At 35.1% G+C, this 19426-nt stretch carries 16 protein-coding genes; 8 read left to right on the top strand and 8 right to left on the bottom strand.

From position 1 onward, the window contains the following. Positions 1–3 precede the first annotated feature (3 nt). From AC3Y25_RS12285 to AC3Y25_RS12305, 5 genes are all read right to left on the bottom strand, one after another. Complete coding sequence (locus AC3Y25_RS12285; protein WP_489902937.1) at positions 4–378, bottom strand: nuclear transport factor 2 family protein; 375 nt, start codon at positions 376–378, stop codon at positions 4–6. 20 nt (positions 379–398) lie between these two features. Next, on the bottom strand, positions 399–1136 hold the full coding sequence (locus tag AC3Y25_RS12290) for an SDR family NAD(P)-dependent oxidoreductase (RefSeq protein WP_489902938.1): 738 nt from the start codon (positions 1134–1136) through the stop codon (positions 399–401). A 19-nt stretch (positions 1137–1155) separates the two neighbouring features. Further along, positions 1156–1374: a tautomerase family protein gene (locus tag AC3Y25_RS12295; protein ID WP_095929127.1), complete on the bottom strand. Its 219-nt coding sequence runs from the start codon at positions 1372–1374 to the stop codon at positions 1156–1158. Between the two features lie 12 nt (positions 1375–1386). After that, a complete protein-coding gene (locus AC3Y25_RS12300; RefSeq protein ID WP_427873574.1) occupies positions 1387–1920 on the bottom strand; it encodes a YceI family protein in 534 nt (177 codons plus the stop codon). 85 nt (positions 1921–2005) lie between these two features. Next, entirely contained in the window at positions 2006–2590 is a 585-nt protein-coding gene (locus AC3Y25_RS12305) for a Crp/Fnr family transcriptional regulator (RefSeq protein WP_489902939.1), read from the bottom strand. A gap of 215 nt (positions 2591–2805) precedes the next feature. On the opposite strand from AC3Y25_RS12305, the gene AC3Y25_RS12310 reads away from it, so the two are divergent. From AC3Y25_RS12310 to AC3Y25_RS12345, 8 genes are all read left to right on the top strand, one after another. Further along, a complete protein-coding gene (locus AC3Y25_RS12310) occupies positions 2806–3639 on the top strand; it encodes a universal stress protein (RefSeq protein WP_489902940.1) in 834 nt (277 codons plus the stop codon). Positions 3640–4242: 603 nt separating this feature from the next. Continuing rightward, entirely contained in the window at positions 4243–5289 is a 1047-nt protein-coding gene (locus AC3Y25_RS12315) for a beta-ketoacyl-ACP synthase III (protein ID WP_095929132.1), read from the top strand. 39 nt (positions 5290–5328) lie between these two features. Next, on the top strand, positions 5329–6423 hold the full coding sequence (locus AC3Y25_RS12320) for a sensor histidine kinase (protein WP_095929133.1): 1095 nt from the start codon (positions 5329–5331) through the stop codon (positions 6421–6423). A gap of 5 nt (positions 6424–6428) precedes the next feature. After that, on the top strand, positions 6429–7184 hold the full coding sequence (locus AC3Y25_RS12325; RefSeq protein WP_489902941.1) for a LytR/AlgR family response regulator transcription factor: 756 nt from the start codon (positions 6429–6431) through the stop codon (positions 7182–7184). Between the two features lie 654 nt (positions 7185–7838). After that, positions 7839–8984 carry an efflux RND transporter periplasmic adaptor subunit gene (locus AC3Y25_RS12330; RefSeq protein WP_489902942.1) on the top strand — a complete coding sequence of 382 codons (1146 nt, stop codon included), beginning with the start codon at positions 7839–7841 and terminating at the stop codon, positions 8982–8984. A gap of 27 nt (positions 8985–9011) precedes the next feature. After that, positions 9012–12167 carry an efflux RND transporter permease subunit gene (locus tag AC3Y25_RS12335; protein WP_489902943.1) on the top strand — a complete coding sequence of 1052 codons (3156 nt, stop codon included), beginning with the start codon at positions 9012–9014 and terminating at the stop codon, positions 12165–12167. Between the two features lie 2 nt (positions 12168–12169). Then, on the top strand, positions 12170–13579 hold the full coding sequence (locus AC3Y25_RS12340; RefSeq protein ID WP_489902944.1) for an efflux transporter outer membrane subunit: 1410 nt from the start codon (positions 12170–12172) through the stop codon (positions 13577–13579). Between the two features lie 82 nt (positions 13580–13661). Continuing rightward, positions 13662–14444: a hypothetical protein gene (locus AC3Y25_RS12345; RefSeq protein WP_489902945.1), complete on the top strand. Its 783-nt coding sequence runs from the start codon at positions 13662–13664 to the stop codon at positions 14442–14444. Between the two features lie 5 nt (positions 14445–14449). On the opposite strand, the gene AC3Y25_RS12350 is transcribed toward AC3Y25_RS12345, so the two are convergent. From AC3Y25_RS12350 to AC3Y25_RS12360, 3 genes are all read right to left on the bottom strand, one after another. Further along, a complete protein-coding gene (locus AC3Y25_RS12350) occupies positions 14450–16855 on the bottom strand; it encodes a histidine kinase dimerization/phosphoacceptor domain -containing protein (protein ID WP_489902946.1) in 2406 nt (801 codons plus the stop codon). 232 nt (positions 16856–17087) lie between these two features. Continuing rightward, positions 17088–18242, bottom strand: coding sequence for a DUF4291 domain-containing protein (locus AC3Y25_RS12355; RefSeq protein WP_489902947.1), 1155 nt, complete (start codon positions 18240–18242; stop codon positions 17088–17090). A gap of 220 nt (positions 18243–18462) precedes the next feature. Continuing rightward, positions 18463–19401, bottom strand: coding sequence for a ring-cleaving dioxygenase (locus tag AC3Y25_RS12360; RefSeq protein WP_489902948.1), 939 nt, complete (start codon positions 19399–19401; stop codon positions 18463–18465). Positions 19402–19426 lie beyond the last annotated feature (25 nt).

Genomic DNA, 19426 nt, shown 5'->3' on the forward strand with positions numbered 1-19426 from the left:
ATTTTAATTTACTTTAGTTGCTAATTTGTTACTGATAACCCATTTGCCATCAACAACGATAAGGCTTAAAAGGTCATAATAATTATACTCGAATATCGGAACTTGAACTTTCGCGACAGCGGTATTATTGATAATTTCTAAAGATAGGATTTTCATTTTGAATTCTTCTCCCAATTCCTGTGGACTTTTACGGTTTTTTACGCCTTCCAGATATTGATTTATGGTTTTAAAATGAGTTTCCCCATTAATATCAAAACCAACAATTGCCTCTTGATGAAAAACACTTCGCAATAAAGGAACATCACCAGTATAAATTCCGTTAAAATAATTCATAAGCACAGCTGTAATCAGAGCTGCATTTGTGCCAAAATTTTCCATGATTTTAAGTTTTGAAGTTATCAGATGCTGTGTCCAGCAACGTGTCCGCCGTCTAAATTAATGATTTCGCCAGTTACAAAATTGCTTTCGGCCAAATAAAGAGCCAATTGCGCCACATCGTGGGTTTCTCCAATGCGTTTCAATAAATGTAATCCTGCCAAACTATCGGCATTATCGACACCTGTTTTAGCTTGAAGCGGACTTCTAATAATCCCTGGAGCAATCGCATTTACTCTAATATTGTTTTTTCCGAATTCTGCAGCAAGTTGTCTTGTAAAGGCATGAACGCCGCCTTTGCTAGAAATAGGCGCAGTTGCAGGAAATCCGTCGATGGCATGATCTACTAAAACAGTTCCGATGTTAATAATAGATCCTTCACCTTGTTGCAGCATTTGTTTTACAGCCGCTTGACTTGTAAAATAAGTTCCTTTTAAATTAATGTTTAAAAAACGATCTAAGTCTTGTTCTTCAACATCTAAGAAAGATTGCGGCTGGAATATCCCCGCATTGTTTACCAATACATCAACACTTCCGAAACGGTCTAAAGCAGTTTGAACCAATTCTTTTCCAGTAGCAATACGACTTACATCGCCGTGTACCATTGCAAGTTGATTTGCATGTCCTAATTCTTTAAAAGTAGTTTCAAGATTCTGCAAATTGGCAGAATTGATCACCACATTGTAGCCTTTTTCTAAAAATAACTGAGCTATTGATTTACCGATGCCTGTTGAGGCACCGGTTACTATAATTGTTTTCATTTTTCTGATTTTAAAGTGATTATTTTTTTTGAGCTGTAATGCCTCTTTCACGCAAGACAGAAACCTGTTCACCTGCAAATCCCCAATCGTCTAATTCTATTTCTTGAATCACGATGTGTGTAAGACTGGGATCTTTGTCCAAAACATCTGTTATTAGTTGCGTAATGCCAGAAATGAGCTGCTGTTTTTGTTCTCTTGTAACACCTTCACGAGTTACTTCAATTTTTACATATGGCATGATTTCTAAGTATTAAGCAAGTTTTGCTGTTAGATTAACATCCAATTCAAATTCGTTGTAAATCAAAGTATCTCCAAGATTGGTGAAGAAATTTCCAGAGCGGAATTTCATATCATATTTGGTACGATCAATGATGATTTTACCAAAAGCTTTCAAATCGTTTTCATTTTTTTCCACTTCCAAATTGAAACCAATTGGATGTGTAATGGCTTTAATAGTAAGATTGCCTTCGATAAAATAAGCCGAAGAAGATTGTTTAGAAACAGTTGTAATGTCTAAAGATGCAGTTTTGAATTTGTCTGTAGAAAAGAAATCCTCAGAGGCCAAATGTCCCGCAAATTGCTGATTTGTTGCAGAGTCGGTAACATCAAGAATTAAGATAGAAGTAGTGTCTATAACGACATTTCCGCCACTAAGTTCGTCATTAGAAAAAGTAAAATGACCATTCTCGATATTAATTGTTCCATTGTGTTGTCCAGTAACTTTTTTTCCAATCCAGTTTACTTGACTTTCAGTATTCGAAATTTTAAAATTTTTAGTTTCCATTATTCTGTATTTTAAATTGTTATTAATTTATAGTACAAAGTAATGGCGGTATTCAAAATAGATTACGTGATGTAGATCACATTCGTCAATGCGGTTTAGAAGCGTTGTACAATCGGCTTAAAGTTTCTCTGGATACACCAAGATAAGCGGCGATTAAATGTTTAGGTACAGTATTGTATAAAGCAGGATAGAGGGCAAGCAATTCTTCGTATCTCGTTTTGGTGTCATTATTCATAAAAGAAAGCAATCTTTTCTGAGAAGCGACATAACCGCGATTGGTTCTCCATCTAAAAAAATGTTCTATTTCGTGTATTTCACTACAGATTTTCTCTCGATCCTGATTTGAAAGAGAAAGAATTTCAGCATCCGAAACACAATCTACATTAATTGTAGCTTTAGTTTTGTTGTAAAGTGCCGCATAATCAGAAGCCCACCAAGTTGGCATAGCAAACTGTAGGATGTACATTTTTACTTCATCATTGACATAAAAAGACTTTAAACAGCCCGAAACTACAAAATACTCTTTGTCAACGTCCTGACTTTCACTAATAATAGTTTGCCCTTTTTTAAAAGTTTCTGTTTTAAAATGCGAAAAGAAATAATCAAACTGTTCGTCTGTTAAGGCGACAATTTTAGAAACATGCTCTTTTAATAAAGATTTGGCATCCATTGCTGAAGTTTTAATAAAAGTAAAAGTAATAAATATTAAAACGGTCAGAGCCGATTATTTTTTTATGGTTTTTAAAGTAAGAAACAAAAAAGGAAAGGCTGTTTTTTCAGAAATGATATTTTACGGTTGAGTCGTTAAAAATGATTATTCAGTTATATAAAAAATGCTTGAAGCCTTTATTTAAGCAATTTTGCGCAAAAGCTTAATTATATTCTATGAATTCATCTCTTACTATAATCGCCGCAACAAATTTTTCTGCCATTGCCACTAATGCAGTTAATTATGCTGCTGGGCTTGCAAAAGCTACAGGAGCAAAATTGGTTTTATTTAATTCATTTTCGCTGAGTGTACACAGTGCAAACTCGCATATTACTGCAGATGCAATGCAGAAACAGATTGACAAAGCAATTTCTAGACTAGAAAATTTAGCCAAAGAAATAGCAGATTCGTTTAAAATTGAAACAGCCGCAATTTGTACCTATTCTTTTTTGGAAGATGAGCTTCCAAAAATTATCAAAGAAACCAATGCAGATGTTGTTGTAATGGGAATGGCAGAACGTTCCTTTGAACAAGAATTACTAGGAAATTCAACTACAACAGCCATTAAGAATCTTCAGATTCCCGTTTTGGCAGTTCCTGAAAATGCCCGTTTCTTGAATATTAAAAAAGTATTATACGCCTGCGATAGTTTGAGTTTTTCGGCTATTAAAAAGTTTAGCTGGATCAAAAATGCTTTAGGAGATTTTGGAGCAGAAATCGAATTTTTTAGCGTAGATGAAAAATTGGACGATTTAAAAGAAGAGCAGCACAGAATTTTAATGAATTCGAATATCGAAAAAGAATTTGAAGACGTAAAATACCTTTATAAAACCGTAAGATCGAATGCGGTGATTAACGAAATTAAGAAGGAAATCAAGAATTATGAAGCCGATTTGTTAATTATGGTGCCTCAAAAATACGGTTTTTGGGATTCTTTGGTCCACAGAAGCAAAACTAGAATTTTGGCAGCAGGGCTAGATATTCCATTATTGTCGTTTCCAAATTATTAAAGATTAATTTGTTTTAAAAACAATGATATAAAAATTACAAGGTTTTTTTGAAGAAATTTTATCAAAATAAATTTTAACAGATTTTTTTTGATTTTAGGGATTCTATAATTTTTAGTGCTTGATGCCGAATTTCAAAAATATATTTTAACATTTAAGGCAGTTTTGTTAATTATTCTTAATTGTCTGCTAGTTTCAGATTTTTTTAAATTAATTTTGTGGCACTCTAAAAACTTAAATGCAATAGGTTTTTTTATCAGTATGGCAACAGCTATAATTGGGAATTATCTACAAACTGAAATAGCATTGTATGATTTTAAAAATAAGATAAATTAAAGATTTTATTCCAAAGTAATACCGAGAGAATACTTGGTGTATATTTTTAATTTATTTTAATTGGATTTTGTATAATGTTTTCAGCTTGTTCAGGTTTTTTAAAAACAATATTTCTCAGTAAATGATATTGCCAGCAGATTTAATCGTCTTTTTAAGAAATACCACTCTATTTCCTGCATCAGTTCTTAATTGAGCTGGACTGTAAAAGAAGAGAAAAAAGTATTAAGCATTGCGTTCTAAGAGTACAAAGCTTAAAAAAAAATAAAAACAATGAGCGCAGTTATTACAGCAATAGGTGGTTTCGTGCCATCATCAATTTTGACCAATAAAAAGATTTCAGAAACTGTTGATACATCGGAGGAATGGATCATTAAAAGAACTGGAATTAGAGAACGTAGAATCGCAGACGACGACACAGCAACATCTGATCTTGCCGCAGCAGCGATTGAAAATCTTATCGAAAACTATAAGGTAGATCGCGAGGAAATAGAAGCGCTGTTAGTAGCAACAGCAACTCCAGATCACATTTTAGCGCCAACAGCAAGTATTGTTTGCGATAAAAGCGGACTTACAAATGCTTTTGGAATTGATATGAATGCAGCTTGCAGCGGATTTTTGTATGCTCTAGAAATGGGAGCAAACATGATCGAAAGCGGTCGTTATAAAAAATTAATCATCGTTGGAGCAGATAAAATGAGCTCTATCGTAGATTATGAAGACCGTAATACTTGTATTCTTTTCGGAGATGGAGCAGGAGCAGTTTTGTTAGAAAAAACAGAATCTGATGCTGGTTTGATGAAAACGATTCTAAAAACGGACGGAAGTGGTGTTTCTTCTCTAGCAGTACCGGCTGGAGGTTCTAGAAATCCAACTTCTATGCAGAGTCTTTTGCACAGAACGCATTATTTAAAACAAGACGGTGCTTTTGTATTTAAAAGAGCCGTTGCAGCAATGAGTCAAGTTTCGCAAGATGCTTTGGCAAAAAATGAACTAGAAGCAGATAAAATTGATTGGGTTGTACCGCATCAAGCAAATTTGAGAATCATTAATGCTGTAAGCGAAAGCTTGAATATTGATTTTGACAAAGTAAAAGTAAATATTGATCGTTACGGAAATACAACATCTGCAACAGTTCCGTTGTGTTTATGGGATTTCAAAGATGATTTTAAAGAAGGACAAAATGTATTGATCACTACTTTTGGTGCAGGATTTTCTTGGGGCGCAACGTGCTTAAAATGGGGCGTTATGCGTGAGAAAAATCCAACTGCTACCATAAAAGCAGACAAAAAAGAAGAAGGTGTTCTAGTAGAACACTAATAAGATAGGATTTTTCAATTTTTACAGTTGAGGGAATAAATGGGGAGAAAGAACCAAAATAAAAAAACAGGCAAGAATTTTTTCTATAAATACTACAGGGTTATAGTAATTCCAGCCGTGTTTTTGGTCTATCTTTCGTCCTATTATTTTCTAAATCCATATAGGAATTTTGAAGAGGAAGGTTTGCTCGATTTAGATCAGACCTTCGATATCTTCATCATTTTGCTTTACTGCGCCATCCTTACAGAATTAACTTTGTTTGTTGGCCGAAAATTAAACTACTACATAAGTTGGGAACAAAATCCAGCATTTAGAGCAATAGCACAGTTTATTTGTCTTATTGCTGGAAATATACTTTTAAACTACTTTTTTTCTTGCCTTTGGGATTATTTGTATCCTTGTACAGCTTTAGAAGAAAATGATCTCGTTACTATTTGGCAGTCTAAAATTATGGCGGCGATTATCTCGCTTTTTATTAGTGCCATTCATACCGGAATATTTCTGCTAAACAGATGGCGTTTAAACGCTATTGAAACGGCCGAATTAAAAATTAAAGCATCAGAACTTCAAGAATCGGTAACACGTTCAAAATTGGAATCTCTTAAGATGCAGTTAGATCCGCATTTTGTGTTCAATAACTTCAGCACTTTGACAGAGCTGATTTATGAAGATCAGAAAGAAGCGGCTTCGTTCTTAGAAAATATAACGAGAGTATATCGTTATATGATTTCCAATTCAAATAAAGATACCATTACTGTAAAAGAAGAAATAGAATTTCTAAATGCTTATTTTTATTTGCTAAAGAAAAGATTAGGCGATAAAATCGATTTGAAAATTGAAGTTGATTCTCCTTCTTTAGCACTTCATTTACCGCCATTAACGCTACAGTTATTGGTAGAAAATGCTGTAAAACACAATATGGCAACTTTGGCCAATCCGCTTACCATTACTGTTTTTTCTGATTCTGGTGATATTATCGTTCGAAATAACTTGCAGAGAACCGCTGGAAAAAGCTTGGCTTCAACAGGAATAGGAAATAAAAACATCGAATTTCGTTATAAAATTTTATCTGAGAGAATGCCGATTTTTAATGAATCAAGCAGCTATTATGAGGTACGTCTGCCATTAATTTAAGAGTTATGAAAATTTTAATTGTAGAAGATGAAAGTATTAACGCCAGCCGACTAAAAAGGCTGCTCGAAGAACTAGAACCCAACTGTGAGATTTTAGGAATCATTGATACAGTTGTGGATACAGTCGAATGGTTAAAATCAAACCCTTGTCCAGATTTGATTACAATGGATATTCGTCTAGCAGACGGATTAAGTTTTGCCATTTTTGACGAAATTACTATAACTTGCCCTGTAATTTTTACTACAGCATATGACGAATATGCGATTCGTGCTTTTAAGGTAAACAGCATCGATTATTTGATGAAACCTATCGAAAAGAACGAATTGGAGTTTGCCTTAAGCAAATTTAAATCTTTAAATAAAAACGAATCCAGCGTGACTAATATCGCCGGAATTCTAAAAGAACTGATTGAAAAACCAGTTTTCAGAATGCGCTTTTTAGTAACCTATCGTGACGGCTATAAAAGCGTAGACGTTTCCGATATCGACTTTATATATTCGGAATTCAAAACCAGTAATTTATTCCTAAAATCAGGCGTAATTATTTCGATTCCACAAACCATGGAAGAACTGGAGCAGGAATTAGATCCAAATATTTTTTTCCGCGCCAACCGTCAGTTTTTCATTCGTGCAGAAAGCATCAAATCTATTGCGAACTACTTCAACGCAAAACTCAAAATCCAATTAAAATTAGATCCCGAACGGGAGGTAATCATCAGCAGAGAAAAAACACCTTTTTTTAAACAGTGGATGGATAGGTGAGAAAGATGCTAAGGTTCTGAGATGCTGAGATTCTGAGCTTTTTTGTTTTGCCACGAATTTTTGTCACGAATTTTGCCACGAAGGCACTAAGACGCGAATTTTTTTTTCGCCACGAATTCACGAATTTTTTTGATACGAAGATGCGATTTTTTTTGCTACAAATTCCACGAATTTCCGCTAATTTTTTCCTGTGTTTATGATATTTTGCTCTCATTTTTGTCATTTCGACGAAGGAGAAATCTCCACAAGTAGCTCCGCAATCTATTGCCAATCTTTGTAGAGTTTCTCGCGGAGATTTCTCCTTCGTCGAAATGACAAACGTTGCGTTTTACCAACTTGGCGATAAAAATTCGAGAAATTATCTGCAGTATTTCACACAAGAATTCAATTAGAGAAATTCGTGAATTCGTGGCATAAAAAACTTCGCGTCTCAGCGACTTTGCGAGATTCCTTTTCATTTATTCTTTAAAAAACTTTTCGCCTTAGTGTCTTCATGACAGAAAAAATCTTAGAATCTTAGCATCTTAGCTACTCAGAAGCTTTAAAAAACCATCCGTTTCGGTATCAAAAAATGTCGTTTGGGTAAAGTTCTTCCCTAAAAAACGGGTTTTGATCTGTTATTTTGCGCCCAAATTTGAGGTAATTCATTTAAAAATGAAAAGTAAAATGACAAAACAGTATTTTAAAAATAATAAAGCAATTGGCAGGATTGCAATTTTATTAATAACCATTTCCCTTTCTTCATGCGGAAAAAGCGGAGAGGCACAAATGGCTCCTCCAAAGCCAGAAGTAGACTTTCTTCAGACTAATTCGGCAACAGGAGAAGTAGAAAAGAAATATCCAGGAACAGTTGAAGGTACTGTAAACGTTGACATAAAAGCACAAGTATCAGGTTATTTGGAAGCCATTTATGTAAAAGAAGGAGACTATGTAACCAAAGGACAATCTCTTTTTAAAATAAAAGGCGATGTTTACGCCGAGCAAGTAAACAACAGCCGTGCAGCTTACAAAAGCGCTTTGGCCAATCAGGCAAATGCAAAACTAGAAGTAGAAAAAATCAAACCTTTGGTTGAAGGGAAAGTTTTCTCAGACATGCAGTTAAAAACAGCACAAGCCAATTACGAAGCCGCAACTGCACAAGTAGCACAGGCTAAAGCCGCTTTAGGATCATCTCAGTTAAATGCCGATTTCTCTTTGATTAAAGCTCCTGTAAGCGGCTATATTAGCCGTATTCCAAACCGTATCGGAAATTTGGTTACGCCAAATGATGCCGTTCCGTTAACGACACTTTCAGAGATTAACAGTGTATTTGTATATTTCTCTTTAACAGAAGCAGATTATCTGGCTTTTTCGAAAGACGCAAAAAACAATCAGACCGTAAGTTTAATTATGGCTGATGACAGTGAATACGATCAAAAAGGAAAACTAGAAGTAGCCAGCGGGAACATCGACCGTGCAACGGGAACAATTCCCCTAAAAGCTATTTTTCCAAACCCGAAAAAAGAATTACGTTCTGGAGGTTCGGCAAGAATTGTCTTAAACAAAAGTTTATCATCTGTCATTACAGTTCCAATGGCGAGTGTAAAAGATATTCAGGATAAATTTTTTGTTTTTGTTCTAAAAGAAGGAAACAAAGTAGGCATGGTTCCAATCGAGATTGCAGGAAGCGCAGGAGCAGATTATTTTGTAAAATCTGGATTAAAACCTGGAGATAAAGTGGCACTCAATAACATCGATGTCCTTTATGATGGTATGGAAGTCGTTCCAAAAATCGCTGCTAAAAACGCGAGCAGTAAATAATTTTTCATTCAATAAAATAACATTTCCATGTTAAAGAAAATAATAGACAGGCCAGTATTGGCCACAGTTATCTCTATTGTACTAGTTATACTGGGGATTATAGGTCTTACCCGATTATCGGTAACACGATTCCCAGATATTTCGCCACCAACAGTTATGGTAAGCGGTTCGTATCCAGGAGGAAACAGTGAAACCGTTATTCGTTCGGTAGTAACGCCTTTAGAAGAGCAGATTAACGGAGTTGAAAATATGCAGTACATTAAATCTACTGCCAGTAATGATGGATCTTTCTCGATCAGCGTCATTTTCAAGCAAGGTGTAGACCCAGATCAGGCTGCGGTAAACGTGCAGAATAGAGTGCAGCAAGCCACTCCAAAATTGCCTCAGGAAGTTATCCGTATGGGATTAACGACTTCGAAACAGCAAAATAGTATGATTGTTATCTTCAACTTGTATACAGATGATAATAACAAATACGATGAGTTGTTTCTGCAGAACTATGCCAATATCAACTTAGTACCTCAAATGAAACGTGTTCCAGGAGTAGGACAGGTTCAGATTTTTGGGCAAAAAGATTATTCGATGAGAATCTGGCTGGATCCTCGTAAAATGGCCAATGCAGGTTTGGTTCCGTCAGATGTTACTCAGGCCATTGCAGAACAGAGTTTAGAATCGGCTCCAGGTAAATTGGGAGAAGAATCTTCGGCGGCATTAGAATATGTAATTCGCTACAAAGGAAAAAAGAACAAGCCAGAGCAATATGAAAATATTGTGGTTAAAAACGTTGGCAGCAATGTTTTGAGACTTAAAGATGTTGCAAGAGTAGAATTTGGTTCTATTTCGTATAGCGGTGACAATAAATCGAATAGTAAAAACGCCGTTACAATGGCCATTTTACAAACTTCGGGTTCAAATGCTAATGATATCGAAATCGGAATCAACAAAGAAGTAGAACGATTGTCTAAATCTTTTCCTCCAGGTATCAAATACGTTAACGTAATGAGCACCAAAGAAAGATTGGATGAAGCCACAGGTCAGGTAAAATCGACTCTTTTTGAAGCCTTTATTCTGGTATTTATAGTAGTATTCATTTTCCTTCAAGACATTCGCTCGACGATCATTCCAGCTATTGCAGTTCCGGTTGCGATTGTGGGAACGTTTTTCTTCCTTTTGGTTTTCGGATTTACGATTAACATCTTAACGCTTTTTGCGTTGGTATTGGCAATTGGAATTGTGGTCGATGATGCGATTGTAGTTGTCGAAGCGGTGCACAGTAAAATGGAAGAAGACGAAGGAATTTCGGCCAAGGAAGCGACACACAGCGCCATGGCAGAAATCACGGGAGCGGTAATTTCGATTACTTTGGTCATGTCGGCGGTATTTATTCCGATTGGATTTATGACAGGATCTTCGGGGATTTTCTATAAACAGTTTGCTTACACATTGGCTATTGCGATTATTATTTCGGCTGTAAATGCTTTAACATTAACGCCTGCATTATGTGCGCTTTTGCTAAAGAATCACGGATCTAAACATGGTGATCACGAGCACAAAACTACTTTTAAAGACCGCTTTTTCGTTGGATTCAATACAAGTTTCAACAATTTAACGGGTAGATATATTAAAGGTGTACGTTTTTTAATTGGAAGAAAATGGATTGCGGCTGGTTTAGTGGCTGGAATTACAGCACTTGCCGTGTACATGATGACATCAACACCAAAAAGTTTTGTGCCTCTAGAAGATGATGGTTTCATGGTATACAGTTTATCAATGCCACCAGGAACGGCTTTGGATCGTACAACAGCTGTCATTCAGAAATTAGAAAAAGAATTAGCTCCTATAGAAGCGATTGATGTAAATACGAGTATTACAGGATTCAATATTTTGAGTAATAGTGCCAGCCCGGCTTATGGTTTAGGTTTTATCAAACTGAAGCCGAAAAAAGACAGGGGAACAGTTAAGGATATTGAGGAAATCATGAATATCGTAAGTGGAAAACTGGCTAAAATCAAAGAAGGTCAGATTATGGTTTTTAGAATGCCTCCAGTTGAAGGATTTGGGGTAACAAGCGGTGCTGAAATCGTGTTGCAGGACAGAATGGCGAGAAGTCCAGAAACTTTAAAAGCCATGTCTGATAAAGTAATCGGGCAGATTATGCAGCAGCCTGGTGTTCAATATGCGTATACGACTTTTAGAGCCGATTATCCGCAATTGGAATTGGAAGTTGACGAAGACAAAGCGCGTCAAATGGGCGTAAATATCAAGGAGCTTTTAGGAAATATCCAGACGTATTTTGCAGGAGATCAATCGGCTGACTTTTCGAGATTTGGTAAGTTTTACCGTGTGAATGTAAAAGCGGATGGTATTTTTAGAATGGATGAAGATGCATTTAATGAAATTTTCGTAAGAAATGCCGATATGCAGATGGTTCCAGTAAAATCAATTGTGAAGTTCCACAAAGTATACGGACCAGAATCGGTAAACCGTTACAACCTTTATAATTCGGTGAACATTACAGCTATGGCATTGCCAGGTTATAGTAACGGACAAATTATGGGAAATCTGGAACAAGTTTTAGATAAACTTCCATCTGATTATACGTACGAATGGACAGGTTTAAGTTTGGAGGAAAAAGCAGGAGGAAGCCAGACAGTTGCCATTTTTGGGTTGTGTCTATTGTTTGTATTCTTCCTGCTTGCTGCTCAATACGAAAGTTATTTATTGCCACTTGCCGTATTGCTTTCTATTCCTACAGGAATTTTAGGAGCTTTCGCCGGAATCAAAGCGGTTGGTCTAGATAACAATATTTATGTTCAGGTCGGATTAATCATGCTTGTCGGACTTCTAGCTAAAAATGCCATTTTGATTGTAGAATTTGCTTTGCAGAGACGTCTTGCTGGATTGACGATAGTTGAAGCTGCAATTGAAGGTTCCAGATCAAGGTTACGACCAATTATCATGACTTCGCTAGCTTTTATTGTAGGTATGATTCCGCTAATGTTTGCTTCTGGAGGAACTGCAGTTGGAAACCGATCAATCAGTGTGAGTGCAGCTGTCGGAATGTTTAGCGGTGTTGTACTGGGCGTTTTTGTGATTCCGTTGCTTTTCATTATATTTCAATATTTACAGGAAAAAGTATCTAGAAAAAAGATCGCAACTCAAGTTCAAACGATAAAAGAATAAGAATGAAAACATTATATAAAATCGGAATGGTTTTACTTACCGGAGCGATCATGACATCGTGTGTGGTAGGCAAAAAATATTCTCGTACAGATTTAAATGCTCCAGAAAAGTACCGCGAAGAAGTCGCGGTTACTGGAGATACAGTTTTGCTTCCGTGGAAAAACTATTACAAAGATCCTTTGTTGGTTGCTTTGATTGAAAAAGCTTTAGTCAAAAACAATGAAGTTATCATTGCCATGAAAAGCATGGAACAGCTCGACCTCAGTTATAAACAAGCCAAATTATCGTTATTACCCACACTAGATTTCGATGCTGGAGCGAGCCGTTCTTATCCATCAAAAAATTCTTTGAATGGATCTTTGAGTCAACAGTTTATTGGTAAAGATTATATGGATGACTATAGCGCTAATCTTCGTCTTTCTTGGGAAGTCGATATTTGGGGAAAGGCAGCCATGCAGAAAAGAGATGCTAAAGCGGCTTATTTTGCTCAAAAAGAAAACCTTTCAGCATTAAAGACTCGAATTATTGTTCAGGTAGCGCAGTCTTATTACAATCTTTTAGGTTTAGATGAACAGCTGAAAATTGCAGAAAAAAACATCGAACTGAGTACGAATACTTTGAGCATGATGCAATTGCAATACAAATCGGGTTCTATTAGTTCTTTGGCAGTAAACCAAACTGAGGCTCAGAAAAAAACGGCTGAATTGCTAGTGCCTTTAGCGAAAGCGAATATTGCGGTTCAGGAAAATGCTTTGCAGATTTTATGCGGAGAATATCCAGATAAGATTGAAAGAGCTGGAAATATTGATGCTGCCGAAGTTTCGGTACTTTTTCCAACAGGAATTCCAGCTTCACTTTTAAGCAGAAGGCCAGATGTAAAAGCGAGCGAATATGCGGTAATGTCTGCCAATGCTAAAACGGGATTAGCAAAAGCAACGATGTATCCGACTTTAAGTCTGAGTCCGTCGATTGGTTTGAACTCTTTTGAATTTGAAAACTGGTTTAATTTTCCAGGTTCTGTTACCAAAACCATTGCGGCCAATTTAGCGCAGCCTATTTTTAGAAAAAAAGCCTTGCGAACAGCTTATGAAGTTACGGTTTTAGAACAAGAAAAAGCGGTTGTGCAATTCAAACAGTCTTTTATAACAGCAGTTGGCGAAGTAAATGATGCCATGTCTAGATTGAAATATGCAGACGAACGCATTGTTTTAGCAAAAGATAAAGCAGAGTCGTTAGATAAAGCGACTTCAGATGCTTCTTTGCTTTATAAGAGCGGAATGGCCAATTATCTTGAAGTAATCGCAGCGCAGAACAGTTCGCTTCAAAACGAATTGGATTTGGTAACCATAAAACTCGAAAAACTGAATGCAGCAATTAACCTGTACCGTGCCTTAGGAGGCGGAGTAGAGTAGTACTTAATTTTTCTTAATTCACCATTGCTATAAGAAATTATAGAGATGGTGAATTTTCTTTTGAATTGATTTTATCTGATTTATGGACAAAATTACTTTTACCCGATCAGAACTTTATAGCTTAGTTTGGAAATTTTCAATTCCGCAGATTGCAAAACATTATGAAGTTTCCAGTATGGGAATTAAAAATGCTTGCGAAAAAATGAATATTCCGCTTCCCAAAAGCAGACACTGGATTGGACCCGCATATAAGAGGAAAAATGTTCCTCAACTTTCATTGGATTTTAAAGGAAATAATGAAATTGCCATTTTAAAAAAGACGTACGAAATGCAACTTCGAGTTCCTTCAAAATCTACACCTTTGCTTGATTTGGCTCAAAGTATAAAAAACGATGTCGATGCTCCGTTGACCATTAGCGATAAGCTAGAAAATCTGTTTGAGATTATTACGGCAACCAAGCAATATTGGGAAGACAAAACTTTAAATCAAGATATTCAGCCAGATAAATTGGAGATTTTGGATTTAAATGTTTCTAAAGAAAATCTGAGTCGAGCTTTGCTGTTTATGAATGCTTTAATCAAACTGATTCAATATCGCGGACATGAATTTAGAAAAGGCCTTGATGGTTTGGATACCATCGTCTTTAAAAATGAAAATGAAATAAAAATCGATTTGAGAGAAGCGCAGAAAAGAATAACCAAAACAGGTTTAAGAGAAACTTCTGGCTACATTTTTACAGGCGATTTCATTTTTAGAATTTCAAGAGGATCTAATAAAAAAGAATGGCGCGATGGCAAGATTACTTTAGAAAATAATCTGGCATTAATTATGGCTAAAATAGAATTAATGGGCGCCGAAGATTAATTTTTTTATCTAAATTCCTTTTTAAATACTAACTCAAAGCTAAGTCCATTTTCATTTTTAATCGCTAAATCTCCTTCAAGTGTATTGCTTAAGCCGTTTATAAGTGTCATTCCGAACGAATTGCTATTTTGCAACTCTACAATATCCTGTATGCCGATTCCATTATCAGAAATAAATAACTTATAGCAGTTTTCTGAAATCTCAGATAATGAAAGTCTGATAATGCAATTTTCGGTATCCTTGAAAGCATATTTTATCGAATTGGTGATTACTTCGTTGATAATTAAACCCAATGCAATAGCTTGCGAAATATCCAATTCGATCGCATCAATTTTCACTTCAAAATGAATGTATTCGGCATTAAAAGACTCTTTTAGATACTCAACCAATTCGTTGCAGTAATCGGGCATATCAATCATAGAAACGTTGTCTTCCTTATATAGTTTTTGATGGATCAATGACATCGCATAAATTCTGTTTTGGCTGTTTTTTATGGTAGAAATCGCCAAATCATCTTTTAAATAAGAAGATTGAGAATTAAGCAGACTAATGATAGTTTGAAGATTGTTTTTTACCCGATGATGAATTTCTTTCAAAAGCCATTCTTTTTCTTCGACCAAACGCTCCAATTTTACATTTTTAAGCTTAATTTCTTTTTCTTTTAACTGAAGTCGGCTCGTGCTGCGCTGTTTTATTTTGGCTCTGTTGTACAATAAAATAATGATAATCAGCAATAAAAATAAACTGCTTATAGAGATTATATTTAAAAGTTTGGACGAATGCAATTCACGTTTCTGAAGATCGGTCTGCTGTTTTAAAGATTTTATATTTTGAATTTTGGCACTTGTTTCAAACTTGAATTTCAAATTTTCATAATCAAGGTTTTTACGCATGTTATCCATCGAATCTTGAATTCGAGTATAGTTTCTCATGTGTTCGATCGCAGAGAAATATTTTCCATTTAAGGAATCAATTTTGAATAAAGTAAGTTCCAGAACATAACGGTTAAAACCCTCTGTATGATGAGTTGTAGTAAGAATGCGATTAGTTATTTCTTCTGCTTTTTTTGGCTTATGAATTTTGACATAAAACAGCGCCATAATCGAAGTACAGGTCGCGACATCTTTGCGCGTTTCTGCTGAATTTAGTTTTTTTGCAAAAAAATCAAGTTTTTCATAACAAGCTTCTGCTTCTTTCAACTTTCCTAATTCTTCATAACAGCGCGCCTTAAGCTGATTCAGGATCATATTATCCAAATCATTTTTTGGAGGGTATTTTTTAGAGTTGCTTTCCAGATATTTTAATGCTTCTGAATATTTAGAATTATCCATTAATGCCCTTACAGAACCAAAAAAACTTTTGTACCAAGTCCCCGCATTAATTTCTCTTTGATTGTATTCAATTCCTTTCTGATAAAATTTAATAGCATCATCATAATAGCCCGTGCTGTTGTAAATATTGCCGAGGCGTATGTAAAAACTATCTGCAAAAGCATAATCTTTTGTTTTCTCCATTGAGCTAACGCTCCTTAAAGCGTAATATAGCGCATCTTTAAAATTATTGTTGAATAAATCGATATACGAAATAGTCGTTTCGGTATATTGTGTGTATAGAAAACCAATTTTTTTCTGAAGATTAAGACTTGTAAGGAGTTCTTGTCTGGCCAATTTCATTTTACCAGTCCAAAAATGAACCGGAATTATTTTCATATAGGTTTCAAGCTCTTTTTCTTTGTTGCCTAATTTTTTATAAATAGCCAAAGCCTCAGCCAGAATAACTGCTTTTTCTTTGTTGCTATCTGGCATAAACGTACCTTGATTGTCAATAGCTTCTGCTAGTATTTGTTCGTTTTGTGTTTTTCTTGCGGCATTAACCAGTTGCGAAAAAATGGTGCTGCTGAGTTGTGGTTTGTCTGCTTGGTAATAATATTTGGCAAGAAGATATTTGGATTGAAAATGCCACTTTTGAATTTTGGATTTTTCTGCCAGTTTTTGGGCTTTATTAATATACAAAAGCGCATTTTTTAGATCCTCTTTTTTTGTGCCAGCTTTAAAAAGGTAAAAGCTCCCAATTTGCAAGGACAGTCTAATTTGATCGATTGTATTTAATCTTGGCAATAGCAATTCTGCTCCACGAGCGTAATTATTGGTAATTAAATTATTTCCGGGAAAGTTAGATCCGTCATTAAAACCTTCATCATTGGCAAGCGTGTACGGAAGTTTGTGTGCTTTGCTAGCCAAAATCATCGCGCTGTCAATATCTATCGAACCTTGATTAACGTTCCGAAGATAAATAGCGACATTATGCAGCATCAATCTATCTTTCTGAAGCTTAAGTTTATTGGTTTCGTTTTGGCTAAAAGTGGTTGCGGTAAAGAAAGTTAGTAAAAGTAAGAAAATTACTTTTTTCATGTTTAGGATTGTTTGGAGGAGTAAAACTAAGGGATTTAAAAGTGTTTAAAAAACATTTTTATAGATAATTTATTGCTCCGAAAAAGAATTATGTGATGAAACGATTATAAAAAAAGCTGTCTAGAATGTAGACAGCTTTTTTTATAATCATTTCATATACTTTTTGAGCGAATGCACTTATCTCTTTTTAAATTGTAATTCTTGCATGGCTTTTTTGTTACATGTTTTTTGATCAAAAATACCAAAACGCTCTACTATGAATTTGATTATACACATATTCTTCACTAAAAGATTCAATAAAATAATCGGCTGTTTGGGGCGCAAAGCCTTCAACATTTTCTACCAGAAAATCCTTATTCGTTGCTATGTACTCTTTTGTTGGTTGAAGACCCAATGGATAAAAAATCATTTCACCATCAAATCCACACCAAGTGTCAAAATCAACCATTTTAGCTTCTAAAATTAAATGGAGATCAATTGCCTCTTTATTTTTACTAGCAAAGTAACTAAACGTTAAAAGGTCTTCACACATACAATCAAATTCTCCTAGTTCATCATCTCTTCTGTAAGCAATAGCGGTTTTTAATAGATATCTTGATAGTTCGGTATTTTTGTAATTTTTGACATAACCAACAAATTCATTTCTTTCAGGTTGGTCACTGTAAATTAGCAATTTCTCAAAATCTGCTTGGTTGATTGCCTTTTTATGGTTAAATTCTGAAATTATTCCTTCTACAAATGGTGAGCGAAATGCTTCAAGAATTGAAAATTTCTTTTTTAAAGCGCTGTTGACTTCAATTATGGATTCATTCATTGCGTAAAACCATTCGTCTCCGCTATCAATTTTCGCTTTTTGTTCTTTAACAAAAGCAGTAATATCTTGGATTGATTTTATGAACTCGTTGTTGAACTTTTGTAACGCCTCATTTTTAATTCCGATTTGAACGGCTCTACGTTTTAGCTTTTCTCCTTTAAAATTGTGGTCTGGATCCCATTGAATTCTTACATCGCTACTATTTAGATTTTCTCGCCATGTTGATTCATCTCCATATGATTCGTCGTAGCTTGTCAAAACACCATAAGCAAGAAGTTCTTCGAAACCTTCAAAAGTCATCTCAATGGCCAAAATTCGACTTTGGTTGCTGTCTTTTTCTGCCCAATCACTTCTGTACATCATCCACAAAAAATTGGGTTTTATCCACGTCATTCTTTCGAAGCTGTAATCTGTTCCTCCGAATTTTTGATTTTTTATGGCATAATCTGCAATGCTATCATTGAATGCCTGATATACAAAAATATTGGAGCCAGTTTTTTGTCCGAGTATAAAATTTCCTTCTTGTGGAAGTCCCTTTTCATATCTGTGATGTTGAATTGTTTTTAGGTTCATTTTTATTGCGATTAATACAAATGCGTGTTAGGTTCATTTTTTATATTGGGCAGGTAATCCTAATCCAACTCATTTTTTAGATTACCCAAATATAAAATGTTTTCCTATAAAAAGATATAAACCCCTTCAATATAACAAATAAAAAAAGCCATCCCATTCAGGACAGCTTTTTCAAAATATAGTTGTGTGTTTCGGGATTAACCCTAGTTTTATTTTTAAATTAATTAATTTTAACCAAATGCTCTTCAATAGCAGCTCTTTGAGATTCGTATTGAGCTGGAAGTTTTAGGTTTTGACCTAATTCTTCTAAGCTTTCGTCGACTGTAAATCCAGGATTATCTGTTGCAATTTCAAACAAAACTCCGCCTGGTTCTCTGAAATATAGAGAGTGGAAATATTGTCTGTCAATTTGCGGAGTAATCTGCAATCCGTAGTCTTCGATTTTTTCTCTGAATTTCATTAAAATTTCATCGTTTGGTACTCGGAAAGCCACGTGGTGAACAGTTCCGTTTGCATTTAAACCGCGTTTTTCTTCCGGTAGTTCTACCAAGTCAACAATTGAAGCATTTTCTACAGCATCTGTAGCATAACGGTAACGGTTTACATCTTGGTCAATCAATTTATAACCAAAAATATCAGTTAAGATAGCCGCAGTTGGTTTAACGTTGTTTAAAGTCAAAGTTATGTTATGAAAACCTTTTGTAGCCACATCTGCTTTTACTTCGTCAGTTTCCCAAGCTTTTCTGTTATCGTCTGTTTTAGATTCGATTAATTCCAATTTTAATCCGTCTGGATCTAAGAAAGTCAAATATTTTTCACCAAACTTTTCAGCTGGTTTATTGTAAATTACGTTGTATTTTTCGAAACGTTTTTGCCAAAAATCAAGACTTCCTTTTGGAACAGAATATCCAATTTCAGTTGCCATTCCAGAACCTTTTCTTCCTTGCTGAATTCCGGCTCCCCAAGGGAAAAAGGTTAAGATAGTTCCTGCGCTTCCTACTTCGTCACCAAAGTAAAAGTGGTACGTTCCTGGATCGTCAAAGTTCACTGTTTTTTTAATGAATCTTAATCCTAAAATTTTTGAATAAAAGTCAAAATTGCGTTTAGCGTCACCTGCAATTGCAGTAATATGGTGTAAGCCTAAAATTTTATTTTCCATGGTATTTTTTATATTAAATTGTTAT

The sequence above is a fragment of the Flavobacterium sp. LK-23 genome (assembly GCF_058135255.1).

Coding starts and splice junctions, on each gene's coding strand:
- AC3Y25_RS12355 (WP_489902947.1), bottom strand. CDS start 18,242: ATGAACCTAAAAACAATTCAACATCACAGATATGAAAAGGGACTTCCA.
- AC3Y25_RS12340 (WP_489902944.1), top strand. CDS start 12,170: ATGAAAACATTATATAAAATCGGAATGGTTTTACTTACCGGAGCGATC.
- AC3Y25_RS12345 (WP_489902945.1), top strand. CDS start 13,662: ATGGACAAAATTACTTTTACCCGATCAGAACTTTATAGCTTAGTTTGG.
- AC3Y25_RS12290 (WP_489902938.1), bottom strand. CDS start 1,136: ATGAAAACAATTATAGTAACCGGTGCCTCAACAGGCATCGGTAAATCA.
- AC3Y25_RS12310 (WP_489902940.1), top strand. CDS start 2,806: ATGAATTCATCTCTTACTATAATCGCCGCAACAAATTTTTCTGCCATT.
- AC3Y25_RS12325 (WP_489902941.1), top strand. CDS start 6,429: ATGAAAATTTTAATTGTAGAAGATGAAAGTATTAACGCCAGCCGACTA.
- AC3Y25_RS12285 (WP_489902937.1), bottom strand. CDS start 378: ATGGAAAATTTTGGCACAAATGCAGCTCTGATTACAGCTGTGCTTATG.
- AC3Y25_RS12300 (WP_427873574.1), bottom strand. CDS start 1,920: ATGGAAACTAAAAATTTTAAAATTTCGAATACTGAAAGTCAAGTAAAC.
- AC3Y25_RS12350 (WP_489902946.1), bottom strand. CDS start 16,855: ATGAAAAAAGTAATTTTCTTACTTTTACTAACTTTCTTTACCGCAACC.
- AC3Y25_RS12305 (WP_489902939.1), bottom strand. CDS start 2,590: ATGGATGCCAAATCTTTATTAAAAGAGCATGTTTCTAAAATTGTCGCC.
- AC3Y25_RS12295 (WP_095929127.1), bottom strand. CDS start 1,374: ATGCCATATGTAAAAATTGAAGTAACTCGTGAAGGTGTTACAAGAGAA.
- AC3Y25_RS12330 (WP_489902942.1), top strand. CDS start 7,839: ATGAAAAGTAAAATGACAAAACAGTATTTTAAAAATAATAAAGCAATT.
- AC3Y25_RS12335 (WP_489902943.1), top strand. CDS start 9,012: ATGTTAAAGAAAATAATAGACAGGCCAGTATTGGCCACAGTTATCTCT.
- AC3Y25_RS12360 (WP_489902948.1), bottom strand. CDS start 19,401: ATGGAAAATAAAATTTTAGGCTTACACCATATTACTGCAATTGCAGGT.
- AC3Y25_RS12315 (WP_095929132.1), top strand. CDS start 4,243: ATGAGCGCAGTTATTACAGCAATAGGTGGTTTCGTGCCATCATCAATT.
- AC3Y25_RS12320 (WP_095929133.1), top strand. CDS start 5,329: ATGGGGAGAAAGAACCAAAATAAAAAAACAGGCAAGAATTTTTTCTAT.